The organism is Pseudomonas sp. Root401 (assembly GCF_001425105.1).
In the GTDB taxonomy this organism is placed as follows: Bacteria; Pseudomonadota; Gammaproteobacteria; order Pseudomonadales; family Pseudomonadaceae; genus Aquipseudomonas; species Aquipseudomonas brassicacearum.
Genome location: NZ_LMDO01000023.1, coordinates 69,366 through 88,222 on the forward strand (window position 1 = coordinate 69,366; position 18,857 = coordinate 88,222).

At 61.2% G+C, this 18,857-nt stretch carries 13 protein-coding genes; 4 read left to right on the top strand and 9 right to left on the bottom strand.

The genetic code is table 11. The features are described 5' to 3' along the window. The first annotated feature begins 79 nt into the window (after positions 1-79). Positions 80-1,477: an aminotransferase-like domain-containing protein gene (locus ASC85_RS17445; protein WP_057450649.1), complete on the top strand. Its 1,398-nt coding sequence runs from the start codon at positions 80-82 to the stop codon at positions 1,475-1,477. A gap of 91 nt (positions 1,478-1,568) precedes the next feature. Continuing rightward, positions 1,569-3,215 carry a phosphoglucomutase (alpha-D-glucose-1,6-bisphosphate-dependent) gene (gene pgm / locus ASC85_RS17450; RefSeq protein ID WP_057450650.1) on the top strand — a complete coding sequence of 549 codons (1,647 nt, stop codon included), beginning with the start codon at positions 1,569-1,571 and terminating at the stop codon, positions 3,213-3,215. 151 nt (positions 3,216-3,366) lie between these two features. Here pgm and ASC85_RS17455 read toward each other — a convergent pair whose 3' ends face one another. Further along, positions 3,367-4,062 (bottom strand): pirin family protein, encoded by a 696-nt coding sequence (locus ASC85_RS17455; protein WP_057450651.1) that lies wholly within the window; start codon positions 4,060-4,062, stop codon positions 3,367-3,369. A 237-nt stretch (positions 4,063-4,299) separates the two neighbouring features. Between ASC85_RS17455 and ASC85_RS17460 the strand changes: the two genes are divergently transcribed. Next, positions 4,300-6,771 (top strand): UvrD-helicase domain-containing protein, encoded by a 2,472-nt coding sequence (locus ASC85_RS17460; protein WP_057450652.1) that lies wholly within the window; start codon positions 4,300-4,302, stop codon positions 6,769-6,771. 138 nt (positions 6,772-6,909) lie between these two features. Here ASC85_RS17460 and ASC85_RS17465 read toward each other — a convergent pair whose 3' ends face one another. Continuing rightward, positions 6,910-7,347, bottom strand: coding sequence for an Lrp/AsnC family transcriptional regulator (locus tag ASC85_RS17465; RefSeq protein WP_003202176.1), 438 nt, complete (start codon positions 7,345-7,347; stop codon positions 6,910-6,912). 133 nt (positions 7,348-7,480) lie between these two features. Between ASC85_RS17465 and ASC85_RS17470 the strand changes: the two genes are divergently transcribed. Next, positions 7,481-8,374, top strand: a complete 894-nt coding sequence (locus ASC85_RS17470) for a DMT family transporter (protein WP_057450653.1) — start codon at positions 7,481-7,483, stop codon at positions 8,372-8,374. 19 nt (positions 8,375-8,393) lie between these two features. Here ASC85_RS17470 and ASC85_RS17475 read toward each other — a convergent pair whose 3' ends face one another. The 7 genes from ASC85_RS17475 to ASC85_RS17505 form a co-directional block, all read right to left on the bottom strand. Then, positions 8,394-10,019, bottom strand: coding sequence for an NADP-dependent glyceraldehyde-3-phosphate dehydrogenase (locus tag ASC85_RS17475; RefSeq protein ID WP_057450654.1), 1,626 nt, complete (start codon positions 10,017-10,019; stop codon positions 8,394-8,396). Positions 10,020-10,282: 263 nt separating this feature from the next. Beyond that, a complete protein-coding gene (locus tag ASC85_RS17480; RefSeq protein ID WP_057450655.1) occupies positions 10,283-11,197 on the bottom strand; it encodes an autotransporter domain-containing protein in 915 nt (304 codons plus the stop codon). Between the two features lie 294 nt (positions 11,198-11,491). After that, entirely contained in the window at positions 11,492-13,915 is a 2,424-nt protein-coding gene (locus ASC85_RS17485; RefSeq protein ID WP_057450656.1) for an autotransporter family protein, read from the bottom strand. A gap of 179 nt (positions 13,916-14,094) precedes the next feature. Then, positions 14,095-14,859, bottom strand: coding sequence for an endonuclease/exonuclease/phosphatase family protein (locus tag ASC85_RS17490; RefSeq protein ID WP_430458905.1), 765 nt, complete (start codon positions 14,857-14,859; stop codon positions 14,095-14,097). Positions 14,860-15,112: 253 nt separating this feature from the next. After that, positions 15,113-15,877 (bottom strand): PIG-L deacetylase family protein, encoded by a 765-nt coding sequence (locus tag ASC85_RS17495; RefSeq protein WP_057450658.1) that lies wholly within the window; start codon positions 15,875-15,877, stop codon positions 15,113-15,115. Between the two features lie 250 nt (positions 15,878-16,127). Continuing rightward, positions 16,128-18,287, bottom strand: a complete 2,160-nt coding sequence (gene glgX / locus ASC85_RS17500) for a glycogen debranching protein GlgX (protein ID WP_057450659.1) — start codon at positions 18,285-18,287, stop codon at positions 16,128-16,130. Positions 18,288-18,533: 246 nt separating this feature from the next. Continuing rightward, positions 18,534-18,857, bottom strand: coding sequence for a DUF2934 domain-containing protein (locus ASC85_RS17505; protein ID WP_057450660.1), 324 nt, complete (start codon positions 18,855-18,857; stop codon positions 18,534-18,536).

The following is an 18,857-nucleotide window of genomic DNA, read 5'->3' on the forward strand; positions in this document are numbered from 1 at the left end:
ACTCATCTACCTCGTCCCCAGTCCTTGTACCCGGCGTTGCGACTGAGCTGACTGCGACCCGCTGTCCTGGCCTGAGCCGATGAAAAATTGCCGGGAGACAGACTTCGCCTATCAGGCGGTTTATCGCTACCTGACCACGCTGATCAACGAGCTGGAGGTTGATGCGCGGGTTCGCCTGCCGTCGCTGCGGCAACTGGCCGAGCGTCTGAACGTGTCGATATCGACCATTCAGTACGCGTATTCGCTGCTGGAAAAGGAAGGGCGGGTCTATTCGATCGCCAAGTCCGGTTACTACGCGCTGCCCGTGCCCAGCATGGCCACCCTGGACGGCGGTGACGATTTACTCGAGACCCTGTACGTCAATGCCCGACGACCAGGCATGCAGGTGCTCAGTGCGGACGAACCGGCGTCGATGCAGCCACTGGACAGCCCGCTGTTGCTGCTTGAGCGCGAATTGCTGCGCCAGTACCCACGTTCCTCGCAGACGCCTTCGCAACCCTGGGGCGAGCTGGAGCTTCGCACCGCGCTGGCCGCCCGCTACACGTCTTCGCCGGCCCGCTGCTGGAATGCCGATGACGTCTACATTGGCGCCGACCTGCGGGGCGTCTTGGAAATCCTGATCGCGGTGCTGGCACTCAGGGGCGCCGCGGTGCTGATCGAATCACCCTGCGATTGGGCAGTGTTGCGCCTGCTGCAGGCGGCGGAGGTCAACGTCATCGAGCTGCCACTGCTGGCCGGAGGAGAACTCAATGTCGAGCAACTGGAACAACTGCTGGTGAACGAAACGGTACGGCTGGTGGTGCTGTCGTCGGTCTTGAACATGCCGAGGGGAACGCTGGTTCCTGAAGAGAACCGTCGGGCCATCGCGCATCTGCTGGAGCGGCACGGCATTTGGGTGCTGGAGAACGACAGCCATACAGACCTGGCGTTCGAGGCAAGGATGACGCCTTTCCGAGACTTGCTCGACCCGGACCGGCTGATCGTCTATTCGACGTTCGAGAAAACCATCGGTCCAGAGGCGCCTTATGGCTACGTGCTGTCGCGCCAGTTGACCCTGCACCTGCAGCGACATTTCCTGCTGCGTGCGTTTCGCTTGTCGCCGATCCGCCAGAAAGCCATTGCCCGGCTGTACAGCAACGGTCGGATTGACCAACACTTGCTGGTGTTGCGGCGCCTGCTGCGCGAAAGCGCGGTTTCGACTACGCAATTGCTGCGCGAGCGGCTAGGGGATAGCCTGCAATGGGCAGAACCTCAAGGTGGCGCGACGATCTGGATGCAGTCGACGCGACGGGTTGACTTGCGTCGGGTTTTCCATCGGTTGCTTGCCCAGCGAATCGTCATCGCGCCGGGGGAGTTGTTCAGCCTCCAGGGCCTGTATGCACAACATATGCGCCTGACCCACGCCCTGAACGGGCCGCAGGACATGGACGCTGCGCTCTGCGCGCTGGCCGACGCCTTGAGGCTCGAACAATCGTAATCGGCGGCAATGGATCGAACCCATCGCGCCATGGTCGAACTGTCAGTAAACTGCATCCCATTTACCGAGCCACTCCACTCAGAGGTTTTGCATGACAGTCAGTCCATTTGCGGGCAAGCCGGCACCGGCAGAGTTGTTGATCGATATCCCGCGACTGGTGACGGCCTACTACACCGGCCGACCCGATGCCTCGGTTGCAACCCAGCGTGTGGCTTTTGGCACCTCCGGGCACCGTGGCAGCTCCTTCGACCTGGGCTTCAACGAGTGGCACGTGTTGGCCATCAGCCAGGCGATCTGCCTGTACCGCGAAGCCCAGGGCATCAACGGGCCACTGTTCGTCGGTATCGACACCCACGCGCTGTCGACCCCGGCGGGAGCCAGCGCGCTGGAAGTATTCGCGGCCAACGGCGTCACCGTCATGATCGCCGAGGGTGATGAATACACCCCGACACCAGCGGTTTCCCACGCCATTCTCTGCTACAACCGTGGCCGCACCTCGGGCCTGGCGGACGGCATCGTCATCACGCCGTCCCACAACCCACCGCAAAGCGGCGGCTACAAGTACAACCCTACCAACGGTGGCCCGGCCGATACCCACATCACCAAATGGATCGAAGCCAAGGCCAACGAACTGCTGGCCAACCAGCTCGCCGGCGTCAAGCGCGTCAGCTACGAGCAAGCCCTGAAGGCCGACACCACCCACCGTCACGACTACGTCAACACCTACGTGGCGGACTTGATCAATGTCATCGATTTCGATGCCATCCGCACCGCCGGGCTGCACTTGGGCGTCGATCCGTTGGGTGGCGCAGGCGTGCGCTACTGGCCGGCCATTGCCGAGCATTACCGCCTGGACCTGGAAGTGGTGAACACCCACGTGGATTCCACCTTCCGTTTCATGACAGTGGACTGGGACGGGCAGATCCGCATGGACCCGTCCTCCAGCCATGCGATGCAAGGCTTGATTGGTCTGAAGGACCGCTTCGACGTGGCCTTTGCCTGCGACCCGGACCATGATCGCCATGGCATCGTGACGCCGTCTGGCGGCCTGTTGGCGCCGAACAACTACCTGGCGGTCTCCATCGACTACCTGTTCCAGAATCGCCCGCAATGGCGCGCCGATGCCGCCGTGGGCAAGACCGTGGTCAGCAGCGGCCTGATCGATCGCGTGGCCAAGCGCCTGGGTCGCCGCCTCTATGAAGTGCCGGTGGGCTTCAAGTGGTTTGCCGACGGCCTGTTCGATGGTTCCCTGGGCTTTGGTGGTGAAGAAAGCGCCGGTGCTTCGTTCCTGCGCAAGGACGGCGGCGTCTGGAGTACCGACAAGGACGGCCTGATCCCGGCGCTGTTGGCAGCTGAAATGACGGCGCGCACCGGTCGCGACCCGAGCCAGGCCTACCGCGCGTTGACTGACGAGCTGGGCGAACCGTTCTCGGTACGCGTCGATGCCAAGGCCAGCCCGCAACAGAAGGCGCTATTGAGCAAGCTGTCGCTCGATCAGGTGACGTCTACCGAGCTGGCCGGGGAGAAGATCCAGCACATCCTCAGCCACGCGCCGGGCAATGACCAGGCCATTGGCGGCCTGAAGGTCATGACCGAAAACGGCTGGTTTGCGGCACGCCCGTCCGGTACCGAGGATATCTACAAGATCTACGCCGAAAGCTTCATTGGCGACGCGCACCTCAAGCAATTGGTGGCTGAGGCGCAAACGTTGGTGGATGGGGCTATCGCCAGCAAATGACTCGGTTGGCAAGCCTTGTCCCAACCTGTTGCTAGGGGGATTTATGTGGGAGCAAGGCTTGCCCGCGATCCAGGCGATGCGGTCTTTAACGTGAGGCCCGTTTCGCGAGCAAGCTTTGCTCCCACACAAATTCCTCTCACCACAAGACCAATCAAGCCAGGTCGACGAGCACGATTTCGCTGTCTTCAATGGCGGTCACCCGCAATATCTGCTCATCTTCAATCGCAACACCGTCTCGAGCTTGTGCACGCAACCCATTGATTTCTATCAATCCTGTGGCCGGCACAAGATAAGCTCGACGTGCGGTATCCAGCCGATACTCCGCACTTTCACCCGCCTTGAGATTGGCCGCTACCAGTCGTGCGTCGGCGCGAATGCGCAGGCTTTGGTCATCGCCGGCCTTGCCGCTGGCCAACGTCACGAAGCCTTCGCGCGAGTCCTTGGGAAACGGTTTGGCGCCCCATGACGGTGCCAGGCCTTCTTCGTTGGGGATGATCCATATCTGGAAAATGCGGGTGGCCGTCGATTCCAGGTTGTATTCGCTATGGGCAATCCCGGTGCCCGCGCTCATGACCTGTACATCACCGGCCTCCGTGCGGCCCTTGTTACCCAGATTGTCCTGGTGGCTGATCGCGCCTTCGCGCACATAGGTGATGATTTCCATGTCCCGGTGCGGGTGTTGGGGAAAACCGCTGCCAGGGGCGATAACATCATCGTTCCAGACCCGCAAGTTGCCCCAGTTCATGCGCCGTGGGTCGTAATATTCGGCGAACGAAAAATGATGGTGGGCATCCAGCCAACCGTGGTTGGCGGCGCCCAAGGTGGCGAAGGGCCTGAGTTCGAGCATGTTCGTGTCCTTTTCGCTGAGCAGCGAAAGCGATGGTTGATGGGGCTATTTTCACCAAGGAACACATCGATAAAAAGCGTAAAAAACGCGTCAAAGCTATCGTGTATTTAGATATAAAACCGCGAGCCAACTTTCACTTCATCGCCTAAACCCATGACTTAAAAGCTTTTGGGTGGAACCCGGCGGCAAATAAAGACACCATAGCCGTCATGGTTCATGAACACCGGAGTCCCCAGCGTGGCGCAACACACTCCCGATCTTCCCCCCGAGCTTTTATCCCTGGCCCAGATGCCGTTGTTCAAGCGCCTGGCCGCCCGGTTCTTTGGCCATGGCCTGACACGCCTGCGAGCCCAGCATCGCGCCTCCTGGTTGCATGGCCAGGCCGACGGTTTCCGCAGCGGTCATACCGCCGGTTTTGACTATGGCTACAAGGAAGGCCGGGCCGAAGGGTTTGAGGAGGGCCGTCAGGTCCTGCTGATCCGTGATTCGCGCAGCACGGAGCATCCGGCACCGCAGGTCGATGATCTGCTGTTCGATGACTGGCGCCTGCCGCTGACCGCTGAGCTGAAGAAACGCATCAAGGCAGATGTCGGCCGATTGCTGCCGGTCCATGCACAACCCAGTGCCGCGCAATGGAAGATGATTTTCAGCGACACGCCGTCGACCTCGGTGGTCGCCGGGGCCGGGGCGGGCAAGTCCACCACCCTGGTGCTGCGCATTGTGCTGTTGTCCCATTACCTGGGTTTCGAACTGGACTCGATGACCGTGGTGACGTTTACCCGGGAATCGCGCAAGGATTTCATCCAGAAACTGATCGAAGTGTTTGCCCTGTGGGGGCGAACCGTCAGCCTCAAGGAAGCCCGTGACCTGGTGCGGACATTCCATTCGCGCATCTTGCCCATGGTCCGCAGCTTGCCCGGGTTCGAACGGCTCCAGGCGTTCGAGACCCTGAGTCATCGCGCCGAAGCGGGTGACGATGATGCCCGGGGCAATCCCTTTGATTTGCGCATCAACGACGCCCAGCGCCAGCAACTCAACGCCTGTTATCACAACCTTTACCAGCGTGACGCGCGTTTCCGTGAGCTGATCCTGCCGTTGTCCCGTCACGCGCTGCAGCTCAAGGAGCTGGAACGCGATCACCCGGATGTGCAAAAGCGCGTCGCCGTGACCGAGCTGGCGGCCCAGCGCGACGAAGAGTTGTGCGATGCCGTCGAAGACCTTTGGTTTCGCGCCGGTGCCTGGCCGATCAAGGGTATCGAGCCGAAACGACAAACGTTCGAAATCAATGGTTCGACATTCCACTGTCATGGCTACGCACCTTCCCTGGATGCCTGGGTGATACTGGGGTTCGATCCACGGGAAGACGCCCGGCTCAGTCGTCCGGGCGCCAAGTTGAGCATCCGCGCGGAATGGGCGGTAAAGCGCACCTTGTTTCAAGCTTTTTGCCGTAAGCCACTGATCTGGCTGGAAAGTTATGAGGCGTCAAAACGTGTATTGGCGTCAATGGCCGGCGATGCCAGCGCCGGGCCTGGGTTCGACTACAAGGTCAAGGGTGAGCTGGGTTCAGCGCCATTGCTGGACTGCTTTGTCGCGGCGGCAGGCTTTATCGAGAACCTGGGCCTGGACGTCCCGGATGCCGTGGGTCGGATGACCTTTGCCCAGGATGATCCCGATCGGTATTTCTTCGAGGCGCTGAGTCGCTACTGGCGGGCATTCGAAGACCATCTGCTCGACCAATCGCCGCCGGTCATGACCTACAACCGCATGTTTGCGCTGTTCAGCGAGCACTCGCCGGAAAATTTCAAGTTGCTGGGGGATGCGTTGCTCAGGCCGCTTTCGCACCTGATGGTCGACGAATTCCAGGACGTGTCGCCGCAGATCGTCTCCTGGCTGCGCGCCAGTCTTCGGGAAATACGCAGCCGTGGTCCCGCGATGCACGTGGGGCGCGGCGCCCAGCGCTCTTCATTGTTGTGTGTAGGGGACGACTGGCAATCGATCTATGGCTGGCGCGGCAGCTCGCCGAGCTACTTCATGGCATTCAACAAGCAATTCCCGTCGCCGACGACGACCCGGGTCATGCTCACTGACAACTACCGCAGCCATCAACACATCATCGATGCGGCCGAGCATATTGTTCGCGCCGCTGCGGCTATCCCAGGCAAGAAGGCCAAGGCCAGTGGCGTGCCTCGCTCGCTGAGCCCGGTCAATGTGTTGGATCGAGACGACGAAGGGTTGGCGCGGCGACTGGATGAGCATTACCGCAAGGGCGATTCGATTTTGATGTTGTATCGAAAAAGTAGCGATAAGTTATTGATAGAAAAGTATATTGAGCCAACAGTTAATGTTGATTCTAGCTTGCCGTACGACGCGCGACGGCTCAGGCAAATGACCTACCACAGTGCCAAGGGGCTCCAGGCCGACGCGGTGTTCCTGCTGGGCGACTGCCAGCACCTGAGCAGTTCGCCCTACAAGAACCAGGTCTATCGAATGGCCGGGCTTGGCCAGGACGGTGACGCCGAACCTTACGACTCGGCGCAAAAGGACGAAATCCTGCGTCTGGCGTATGTGGGCATCACGCGTGCGGTGCAGCACTGTTACTGGTACGTCGACGGCCAGGACGGCCAGGCGGCCAATGGGCCCAAGGCCTCGGATCGTATTGCCACGGATAAGCCCTTTTTTGCTGACCATCGCCGTGTTCGTAAAGGATAAGGCTTGGCGTGTCTATCCGTTGCAACGGTAACCCTGTGGGAGCGAGCTTGCTCGCGAAGGCGATGTAACAGTCGACGAAGGTGTTGAATATGCTGGCCTCTTCGCGAGCAAGCTCGCTCCCACAGGGGGAATACGTTCTTACGCCATCGGCGGCAACCGCCGCTTGACGGGCGTCTTCTTGACGATGGCCGTATTGGTCTCGGCGTGGACATTGAGTTTGTCCAGCAAGGTATCCAGCTGTTCCATCGAGCGCACGTGCAGGCGGGCGATGAAGCAGTCGTCGCCGGTTACCTTGTCGCATTCGGTGAATTCGGCGATGGCCTGGATCTGCCGCTCCACTTCCTGCAACTGCCCCGGCAGCGGGCGGATACGCACGATGGCCTGGAGTTGATAGCCGAAACACTTGGGGTCCACCTCAACGGTGTAGCCCCTGAGCACGCCACGTTCTTCGAGCCGGCGAAGGCGCTCGGCGACGCTGGGGGAGGACAGGCCACTGAGGTTTGCCAGGGCCTTGAGGGAGCGTCGGGAATCTTCCATCAGGGCACTGATGAGGATCTGGTCAATATCGTCAGTCATTTCAACTCCATTAGGCGAATGTTTGAAGTTGCCTTGATAAAAAAGGTGAAAGTCGAGTTTAGCCTTTTTCAAACCATGGAGAAGCCCTCCGTCGGCTCGGCATACTGTGCCCACTTGCTGAAGGAGCCTGAAGATGGACAAGACCCTACGCCGCGGTTCGCTGGAAATGACTGCCGCCATGCTGATCTCCGGAACCATTGGTTGGTTCGTGCTGGTTTCCGGCCTGCCGGTGCTGGATGTGGTGTTCTGGCGCTGCGTGTTCGGCGCCGTGACCTTGCTGCTGATCTGCGCTGGTTTCGGCTTTTTGCGCCCCGGTATCCTCACCCGTACCACGTTCCTGCTGGCGGTCCTCAGCGGTGTGGCGATCGTCGGTAACTGGGTACTGTTGTTTGCCTCTTATTCCCGCGCCTCGATTGCCATCGGCACGGCGGTGTACAACGTCCAGCCGTTCATGTTGGTGGGGCTGGCGGCGCTGTTCCTGGGGGAAAAAATCACCGCGCAGAAACTGTTCTGGCTGGCGGTGTCGTTTCTCGGAATGCTGGCCATCGTCAGTGCCCATGGTGAGCAAGGGCAGGGTGGTGGCGACTATCTGTTGGGCATCGCCTTGGCGCTGGGCGCCGCGTTGCTGTACGCCATCGCGGCCTTGATCATCAAGCGCCTGACCGGCACGCCACCTCATCTGATCGCGCTGATCCAGGTCAGCACCGGCGTGTTGCTGTTGGCGCCCTGGGCGAACTTCTCGGCGTTGCCGCAACACGCCCAGGCCTGGGCCAGCCTGTTGACCCTGGGTGTGATGCACACCGGCGTGATGTACGTGTTGCTGTACAGCGCTATACAACGGTTGCCGACCGCGTTGACCGGGGCGCTGTCGTTCATCTATCCGATTGCGGCGATCTTCGTCGACTGGTTTGCCTTCGGCCATCGCCTGGAGCCGCTGCAATGGCTAGGCGTGGCGGCGATCCTGCTGGCGGCTGCCGGCATGCAACAGGGCTGGGGCATCAAGTCGCGGCGCCCAGCCCTGTCGTAGCCCACCGTTCGGGCGTGGATCAGAAGATGTAATCAGTGGTCAGGAAGTTGGAATCTCGCTCACGGATAATGTCGCTGATCAACGCCTTGTTGTTGTCCTGGAACTTGGTTGCCACCAGCGTGCGGATGGAAAAGGTGCGCAGCGCATCGTGGACCGACAAGGTGCCCTCGGCCGAATTCTTCCGGCCATTGAACGGGAACGTGTCCGGGCCACGTTGGCACTGGGCGTTGATGTTGATGCGTCCGACCTGGTTGGCGAAGGTGTCTACCAGTTTGCCGACTTGTGCCGGGTTGGTGCCGAAAATGCTGAGTTGCTGGCCGAAGTCGGACTCCAGTACGTAGTCGATTACGGTATTGAGGTCGCGGTACGGCACGATGGGCACGACCGGGCCGAACTGTTCCTCATGGTAGACCCGCATCGCCGTGTTCACCGGGTACAGCACCGCCGGGTAGAAAAACGAGCTTCGCGATTCGCCGCCGTGGGCATTCTTCACTTCTGCACCCTTGGCCAGTGCATCGGCGACCAGCGAATGCAAGTAATCGACTTTGCTCGCTTCGGGCAGCGGCGTCAGCGCCACACCGTCCTCCCAGGGCATGCCGGGTTTCAGGGTGGCGAGCCTGGCGTTGAACTTCTCGATGAACGCCGGCGCCACATCCTCATGGACAAACAGGATTTTCAGCGCCGTGCAGCGCTGGCCATTGAATGACAGCGAACCGGTCAGCGCCTCGTTGACCGCGTTGTCCAGGTCGACGTCTGGCAGCACCAGCCCGGGGTTCTTCGCATCCAGCCCCAGGGCGGCACGCAAGCGGTGTGGCCGCGGATGAAGCTTCTTCAGGTCACTGGCCGCCTTGTTGGTGCCGATAAAGGCGAAGATGTCGATCTTGCCGCTGGCCATCAGCGCGCTGACAGTCTCGCGGCCGCTGCCGTAGATTACGTTGATCACGCCTGCCGGGAAGCTGTCGCGGAAGGCTTCGAGCAACGGCCGCACCAGCAGGACGCCGAGCTTGGCCGGCTTGAACACCACGGTGTTGCCCATGATCAAGGCCGGGATCAGCGTGGTGAAGGTTTCGTTCAGCGGGTAGTTGTAGGGGCCCATGCACAAGGCCACGCCCAGGGGCACGCGGCGGATCTGCCCGAGGGTGTCCTGTTCCAGCTCGAAACGGCTGGAGCGCCGGTCCAGTTCCTTGAGGGCGTTGATGGTGTCGACGATGTAGTCGCAGGTGCGGTCGAATTCCTTCTGGGAGTCCTTGAGGTTCTTGCCGATTTCCCACATCAGCAACTTGACCACGGCCTCGCGTTGCTCGCGCATGCGCGCCAGGAAGGTTTCCACGTGGCGGATGCGCTCGGCGACGCGCATCGTGGGCCACTGGCCCTGGCCGCGATCGTAAGCCCGCACGGCAGCGTCCAGGGCGGTGAGGGCGGTTTCGGCGTCCAGCAGCGGTGTGCTGCCGAGAATCACTTGCTCATCGCCCAGTTCACCGGTCAGGTAAACGGGGCTGCGGACGACGGCCAATGGCCCTTGCCAGGTTTTCAGGACGCCGTCGACCAGGTATTCGCGCTGTTCGATCCGGCCTTCGAGGCGGTAGGCCTGCGGGATGTCGGCGGCACCGGGAAAAAGGTTGGCGAGGAAGGGGTCGGTGGTCATGTCGTTACTCCATCAATGAAATGAGCCAGGGGCAGACGGCTTGCAGGTATAAATCGCTTTTAGCGTTATACGCCTTAATGGAGGTGTTTTTTAAGTGGCGGCAGATTGCTTGCGCCGTGTTTATGTAGGCGTTGTGTAGGAGCTGACGAGTGCAGCGAGGCTGCGATCTTTCCCCAGACACTTGAGTCCCAAGCGAAAGATCAAAAGATCGCAGCCTTCGACAGCTCCTACACACGCGGGGGCTATCGATTACAGAAGTGGCATTACCAGCGCATCCGCACCCCCATGCTGGTAATGATGCCGTTGAGGTCGTTGTCGTCGACGTCACTGCTGTAGTCGGCGCTGACATACAGGCTTACCGCCGGCGTGACCCGGGCCACCAGGCCCAGGCCGACTTCGACGGTGGAGGACTTTCGGCTGCTGCTGATCTTGTCGACCTTATCCAGGGACACGGTGCCGGCGTTCTGGACCGTGTGCCACAGGTTGGTTCGCACGTAAGGCTCCATGCCGAGACCGTTGACTTGGTAATTGCCTTTGAGTCGTGCGCCGACGCGGCCGCTCCAGCTGTTCAGTTCATTGCCGGTGCCGCTTTCGGCATTCGGTGTGTCGAGGGTGATGCGTTGGTTGATCAACTGCGCCTGGGGTTCGACGACCCAGTGGGTCCCGATGCCAATCGGAAAGCCGCCTTCGACCGACAGTGTCACCGCATTGCCTTCGGTGGCCTGGCGCTGGCCTTGTTCGGTGCGGCTGTAGCCATTTACCCGGCCGCCGCTGGCGCTCAAGTCCACGTGCCAGCCGGCGGGGCTGGTCAGGCTCCAATAGGCGCCGAGGCTCGAGCCTTTCAGGTTCAGGGCGTCTTTGCCCGGTTCGGCCATCGCAGGCGTCACTAGCAGGCCACTGCCCGTTGAAATGATCTGGTTTTGCCCGCTGATCAGGCCCACGCGCTGGGTATGGCCGCTGTCGTTGCGCAATGTGAACAGGGCAGAGCTCTTGCCGGAGGCAGGGTCGCTGCCGATGGTTGCGGTATTGCTGTTGCTGGACTGTGCTCGGCCATACCAGGGCTGTGTTGTTTCTTCGTCAGGCCAGGCCTGTACCTCCATGGAGGAAAGCAGCAACAACGAAGTAGAAAGGGTGTGGAAGGTGATGGAGATCTCTTGCGGACGGAGGGAAGTTTTCATGGGGGTCTGCCTTGCAATCGCATGCATTTCTCGCTTTTTGGCGTCTCTCCTACCCCGAATGAGGGGCGACCGAATGGATTGAGGCAAGCCTCTGGCGGCCCGTCTTGGCGGGTTCCAGAGGCCTGCCCCTGACTGTATTTCCGGGGGTAGTACGGTGTAGTCAAGAAGACCGATGGCGGCGCGTCAAGAAAATGAACGATGAATGGCAAGATGAAATCAGCGTCAATAAGACGCTGATTTAAATTGGTTATTAAGGACTGTGTTTGGGCGTCAAATCATCGTCGCAGAGGCTGCCTACCAACTGATCCGTACACCGAGATTGCCCGCCACACTGCGTTGCTGGCTGCTGTCGAGGTTGGTGCTGTAGTCCGCTCCGGCGTATACGCTGACCGTAGGTGCCAGGCTCACGATGACGCCGACACCCAGGTCGCCGGTGGACGCGCGTTGCTGGGTCTCGACCCGCTCAGTGTCGTCGAACGTTACCGTATCGGTGCCGGAAAACGTGTGCCAGAGGTTGGCGCGCAGATACGGTTCCACGGGCATGCCGCTGACCTGGTAGCGGCCCTTGAGGCGAGCGCCGAGGCGGCCGGTCCAGGCACTGTCGGAATCGAACTCGACCCTTGAGACCCCATCGTCCTGCGTGTCCAGGGAGACCTTCTGGTGGATGATCTGCACCTGGGGTTCCAGGACCCAGTCGGTGGCCACCGCGAAGGGGTAACCGGCTTCCGCCGACAGGGTCAGGGCGTGCCCGCGATTATCGATTTTCAGCCCGCGTTCGGAGCGGTTGTCGCCGTCCAGTCGCGTGCCCATCACCACGGCGTCGACGTAGCCGCCAGAGGGGGCGGTGAGCGTCCAGTAGAGCCCATAGCTGTCGCCGTTGAGTTCTATCTTGCCGGCGCGTCGGCCTTTGAAACCCAGGTTGAAACCATCGACGTCGCCGTTCAATTCGGTATGGCCGACGAAGAAACCGATGCGTTGGGTCTGTCCACTGGACAGCGGCGAGCTGTACAGATCATTGCCCACCTGGAAACCCTTGATCGATCCGTCGAACCGCGGCGTCACCGTGCCGGCCCAGGTTTGATCCAGGTCCTTGCCATAGACCCGGCCCCAGCCTGCACCGAACGCGCCGTTTTCAGTGAGCAGGCGCTGGTCGCCCTGGCGGTCATGGAAAGTGCCCAGGGCCATCAGGGTCAGTTGTGCCGCCGCCGGGGGCAATACCGACCAGGTTGGTACTTCCGGCCGGTACAGCGGGATGGGCGCCGCGCCGGGTACTGCGGCCGGCAGCACGGGCAACGTCGGGCTGGGCGCTGCTACCGGTCCGGCGACCAAGGTGGAGCTCAGGTACCAGCTGTTTTCATTGCCGGGCGCGCCGCCCCTGAACAGGCGGTAATCGAACGCGCCGGCCGAGACCGCTTGCGCTAGCGAAAAGGCGCCGCTATCACTGACCGCGCCGCCTTGGGCCTGGACCACTTCGATGCCACCCTGGGTCGTTTGTGCGCCCGTGCCGCCCAGGTTCGTGACCGTGATGGCGGTACTGCCTGTGAGTGTCCCGCCATTGACCACCAGCTTGTCACTGGGGGAGTTGTCGGCGCCAAGTACCGTTTGCAGGTGCAACTGGCCGTTATTGCCGACGTAGTTGCCCTGGACGGTGAGGGTGTCGTTGGTGCGGGTGTTGCCCTGTGCGAGGTCCACCACGCCAGCGTTGTTGAGCGTCGCCAACTGACCGGCAGTAAAAGGGGCAATGACGCCTTGGGTCGACGTTAGCGTGCTGCCGGAGTCTATGTTGAGCGTCCCGGTGGCGGTGGCGCTGTCACCCACGGTCAGAGTGTCGTCAAGGTCCAGTTGCGAGCCTTGGGTGAGGTTGACTGTTTCCCAATTGAGGTAGCGAGCGCCGGTGCTGGAGGTGCTGCCACTGAACGTCAACGCGTCCTGGCCCAATCCACCGTCCACGCTGGGTGTAGTAGCGAGGAGGGTTTCATCGAGGTTGCTCAATAACGCGGTGTCGCTACCGTCGCCCATCAGGACGGCCGAATGAATGAGTCCGCCGCTCCACTGAAACTGGTCATCGCCCGCGCTGGCCCGGACCTCGCCGAGAATCTCACCACCGCTGACGGTGATGCTGTCGTTGCCGCCGCTGACACTGACATTGCCGCCGATGCGTCCTGCGGAGAGGATGATGGTGTCCTGGCCGAAACCGGTCACCAGGTTGCCGATGATATTTCCGCCGGACATATCGAAAACGTTGTCATCGAGTTTCATGTCGACGCGGCCGATAGTGCCGCCGGTCATCTTCGCGATGTCGCCGTCTTCGAACGCATCGACGATGGTCCCGCCGGTCATCAGGAACGTATCGAGGCCGTCCCCCTGGGCCAGGGACAGGATCCGGCCGCCATTCATGACGAAGTCGTCGGCTTCCGAGCCTTGCTCGACATCACCGTCAATCACGCCGTTGGCATTGATCACGATGCGGTCGACGCCGGTACCGAATGTGACGTCGCCGCTAATGAGACCACTGCCGTTGGCGGGCATTGTCAGGCTGTTGTTCCCCGAAAGGTCCGTCAGCCCGGGGCTGGTGCCGCTGTCGCAGACATAAACGTCATCGCCTGCGGTTGGCGTCAGCGTGCAAGCGGCCATGGCGGCCGGGACGGGTAACAGGAAGGGGGCTGATATCCACACAGCGTTGAACAGCCGATTGAATCCTCTATCGTGCCGAATCATGTGCTATCCCTCTGCATCGGCATTTTGCAAATGCCGGTTTCAGCATCGGTTGCACGACAGATGGCACACAGGGCCTGGCAACGCTCGCTGTATGGGATGGCACCCTAGCAATGAAAAGCCGGCGTCGCTACTGTCAGAACTTACAGGTCGATGCGCAGAACGAGCAGAAAAGGCCCGCCCTACAAATGCACTTCCACCGAAAGCGGCAGGTGGTCGCTCAGGTGCGTCCAGGGTTTGTTGCCCAGGATTTGCGGGGCGTGGCTGCTGGCGTTGCGCAGGTAAATACGGTCCAGGCGCAACAGTGGGAAGCGGGCCGGGTAGGTCCTGGCGGGACGACCGTGGTGGTGCTCGAAGGCTTCATGCAGATAGCCACGGCGGGCGAGGGCGAGGTTGCCACGCAGTTGCCAGTCGTTGAAGTCGCCGGCGATGATCACCGGGGCATCCTCGGGCAGCGAATCGAGCAGTTGGCAGAGCAGTTTGAGCTGTAATTGGCGATGGCTTTCCAGAAGGCTCAGGTGCACGCAGATCCCATGGACAGCGGCGTGCCCGGGCACATCCAGCACACAGTGCAGCAACCCGCGCCGCTCCGGGCCGGTGATGGACACATCGAGATTGCGGAACTGGCGGATCGGGTATTTGGAGAGCAGCGCGTTGCCATGGTGGCCATCGGGGTAGACCGCATTGCGGCCGTAGGCGAAGTCGCTCCACATGCTGTCGGCGAGGAATTCGTACTGGGAGGTCTGGGGCCAGTTGTTGTAGCGTGACGCGTGTCGGTCATGTTCGCCCAGCACCTCTTGCAGGAACACCAGGTCGGCACCGGTACTGCGCACCGCTTCGCGCAATTCGGGCAGGATGAAGCGACGGTTGAGGGCGGTGAAACCCTTATGGGTATTGACCGTCAGGATCCGCAGCCGATGAACCGCCGCCGGCAGTTCCGATGGCATTGGTCCGACGGCCCGCCAATCGGGATCTTGAGTCACGTTCCCTCCTGAATCAGACGTACCTGTTCATGCGACTGACCCAAGGCGCCGACAGTTCCGGGTTTTTCATGTCCTTGCCGGTCGCCATCGCGAGCAAGCTCGCTCCCACAGAGTTCGGTGGCGCACACAGACATTGCATCCCTGCGCAGGCCTACTGTGGGAGCGAGCTTGCTCGCGATAGCGGTGTATCTGAACCACCGCCATCACAGGCAGGTGTTCAGATGAAGACAATCTCATACGGCAGCCCCATCCGATCCAGGATGACCCGGGGCACCAGCGGGGCGATGCCGCTCGCCGGTTCGCCGTTGAGTTGGCTGACGTAGGCATGCATGGCGTGACGCTTGCGGGCGGTAGTCCAGACATCCAGGCGCAGTTTGCGGGCCCGGTGCCAGGGGATCTTATTTTGCTCGCGGACCGGCCAGTGCCAGGCCCACACCGGCAGTTCGTTGAACGCCACCCCGATCCTGTCGGCGGCCAGGGCCCCGGCGCGCCCGACGGTGTCGTGGTCGCTGTCGCCATCCTGGCGCCAGGTGCTGAACACCACGTCACCGGGGCGCAGATGACGTGCAATAAAGTCGGTGAGCTCGGCCTCGTGTTCGGCCAGGGTCCTTTCCGGGAAACCGCCGCGCACCCATTGCAGGCCATGGGTGGCTATGCCCAGGCGATGCAGGGCGTCCACGCTTTCCTGCGGGTGAGGGCGGTGTGTACGCAGGCGCTCATCGGTCCACAACGGTGAACCGGGGTGGATCAGGGCTCCATCGGAGACCGAGATCAGCAGCATGGGTTGATCCAGGTTGTTCAGCAACTGCAGCAATCCGCCACAGGCGCCGATCTCATCGCCCGGATGCGGGGAAAGGATGACGGCGCGGGCGCCGGCGGGAATGAGCGTCTGGGTACTGATGATCGGGATATCGGCCAGTTGCGCAGCACTGTTCCAGATTTGCGGGTGCTGCCGGCCTGGCAAGCGAGAGGCAGGTTTCATGAGAGACATCCTTGTTTGTATTCAATCTTTCAGCCATCTACCGGGCCTACTGTCCGATGACGCCCGCGTGGGTATGGCTGCGATTCACAGCGCTCCGAATCCTGGAGACTACCGCATGTGAAGTATTGACCATGTCGGCCGATTCGTCTCGCGAGATGTGTATCTGAACTGTATTTTTTTCTCCAAACTGGGCTGCGTGCATCGAAAAACCGCGTCCTTGCGGTCTCTCTGGCTGCTTACAACCGGTACTTCATTCCTCTTCTTCGCGTTGCAGCTCGAACAGCAGCAGCGAGCGCCCGGTGACGGAATATTCGGAATCGAAATCGAAGCGTTCTTGTCCACGAACGGTCGGCTGGTTGGTGTCGACCATGCAGGTCCAGAAACTGCCCTCGGGGACTTCCGGCAAGCGGAAGTTGACGATGTCATGGTGGGCGTTGACCACCAGCAGCAGCGTCGCATCGCCGCCCTTGCGTCGAATGCCGGTCTCCTGGGCGCGGCCGTCCATCAGCATGCCGAGGCAGCGACCATGGCTGTCCTGCCATTGCTCAATGGTCATTTCGCTGCCGTCCGGGGCCAGCCAGGTCACGTCCTTGACGCCGATGTCCTCGTTGTAGTTACCCACCAGGAACCGTCCGCGCCGCAGGATCGGGTAGGTCAGGCGCAACTTGATCAGGCGCTTGACGAACTTGAGCAGCGTCGCGCCATCCTCGCTCAGGTCCCAATTGACCCAGCCGATCTCGCTGTCCTGGCAATAGGCGTTGTTATTGCCATGCTGGGTACGGGCAAATTCGTCGCCAGCGACGATCATCGGCGTGCCTTGGGCCAGCAGCAGGGTGGCGAAGAAGTTGCGCATCTGTCGATGGCGCAGCGCGTTGATCTCTGGATCGTCCGTCGGGCCTTCGACGCCATGGTTCCAGGACAGGTTGTTATTGCTGCCGTCCTGGTTGTTCTCGTCGTTGGCCTCGTTGTGCTTGTCGTTGTACGACACCAGGTCATGCAAGGTGAAACCGTCATGGGCGGTGACGAAGTTCACCGAGGCGTACGGACGTCGGCCACGCTGGTTGAACATCTCGCCCGAGGCGGTCATTCGGCTAGCGAAATCGGCAAGCTGGCCGTCGTCGCCCTTCCAGAAGGCTCGCACCGTGTCGCGGAATTTGTCGTTCCACTCGACCCAGCCCGGCGGGAAGCGTCCCACCTGGTAGCCCCCGGGGCCGCAGTCCCAAGGCTCGGCGATCATTTTCACCTGGCGCAACACCGGGTCCTGGCGACAGGCCACGAGGAAGCTGTGGCGCTCGTCGAAGCCGTCATGGTAACGGCCCAGAATGGTCGCCAGGTCGAAGCGGAAGCCATCAACGTGCATCTCCGTGGCCCAATAACGCAGGGAGTCGGTGACCATTTGCAGCACGCAAGGATGGCTCAGGTCCAGGGTATTACCGGTGCCGGAATCGTTGATGTAGTAGCGTTTGTCGTCGGGCATGAGCCGGTAGTACGAGGCGTTATCGATGCCGCGCATGGACAGGGTGGGGCCCTGTTCGTTGCCTTCGGCGGTGTGGTTGTAAACCACGTCGAGGATGACCTCCAGGTTGGCCTCGTGCAGGTGGGCGACCATTTCCTTGAACTCGGCGATCTTGCCGCTGGCCAGGTAGCGTGGGTCCGGGGCAAAGAAGGCGATGCTGTTGTAACCCCAGTAGTTGGTCATGCCTTTGTGCAGTAAATGCTGGTCATTGACGAAGGCATGGATGGGCAGCAGTTCCACCGAAGAGACACCCAGCTTGCGGATATGCTCCAGCACATCGTCGACCATCAGCCCGGCGAACGTACCGCGCAGGTTCTCGGGCACCGAAGGGTGACGCATGGTGAGGCCGCGCACGTGGGTCTCATACAGGATGGTCTTGTCCCAGGGCACGCTGACGCGATGGTCGTGGCCCCAGGTGTGCGCCGGGTCGATGACCTTGCACTTGGGAACGAACGGGGCGCTGTCGCGCTCATCGAAACTGAGGTCGCCATCGGGATGGCCGATGGTGTAGCCGAAGAGGGCTTCGGACCACTTCAACTGGCCGACCAGTTGCTTGGCATACGGGTCGATCAGCAGCTTGTTCGGGTTGAAACGGTGACCGTTCGCCGGGTCGTATGCACCGTAGACGCGGTAGCCATAGATCAAGCCCGGGTGGGCATCCGGCAGATAGCCGTGGTAAATCTCGTCGGTGTACTCCGGCAGCTCGATGCGTTCGAGTTCGACTTCGCCGGCATCATCGAAGATGCACAGTTCGACCTTGGTGGCATTGGCTGAAAACAGCGCGAAATTGACCCCGAGGCCATCCCAGGTTGCACCCAGTGGAAAAGGCAGCCCTTCACGAATCCGCGAAGCCTCGATCACGGGCGGCGGCGTGTTTTTTTTTGGACGGGTCATAGTTGCTCCTGCAAAAGACAGACAGATTCAGCGATGCGGTTCACTTGGGTTGGGTGGCTCCACCCTTCACTTGTGGCGAGGGGGTTTAGCGAAACGTCGCACCGCCCCGCTATGTGGGACAAAGTTGCTTCTCTGTGGGAGCAAGGCTTGCCCGCGATGAAGTGATGCGCGCCTGTAGAAATCGAGGCGCCTGTTTCGCGAGCAAACTTTGCTCCCACCTGGCAAGGAGACCGATAGGGGGATGAATCAAACCGCCGGCGGCTTGCGTGTGGCCCGCGGCTTCTTGTCTGCGGTGGTCGCAGCCGCTTTGGCCGCAGGCTTGGCCTTGGGCGTGGTGGTTTTTGCGGCAGTCTTGGCCGTGGTGCTCTTGGCGGCAGCGGGCTTGGCGCCATCGGTTTTGCTGGCCGCTGATTTGCTCGCCGCCTTGGGTGGCTTGCTCGGCGCCAGCGCTTCGGCTTCGGCCAGTTTGCGCGCCATCTCCCAGTGGCGTTTCTCCTGCCCGGCGGGCTTACCCTCGGACTCCCAGATCTGATAGGCGAATTCGCGAATGCGTTTATCGTCGGTACTCAT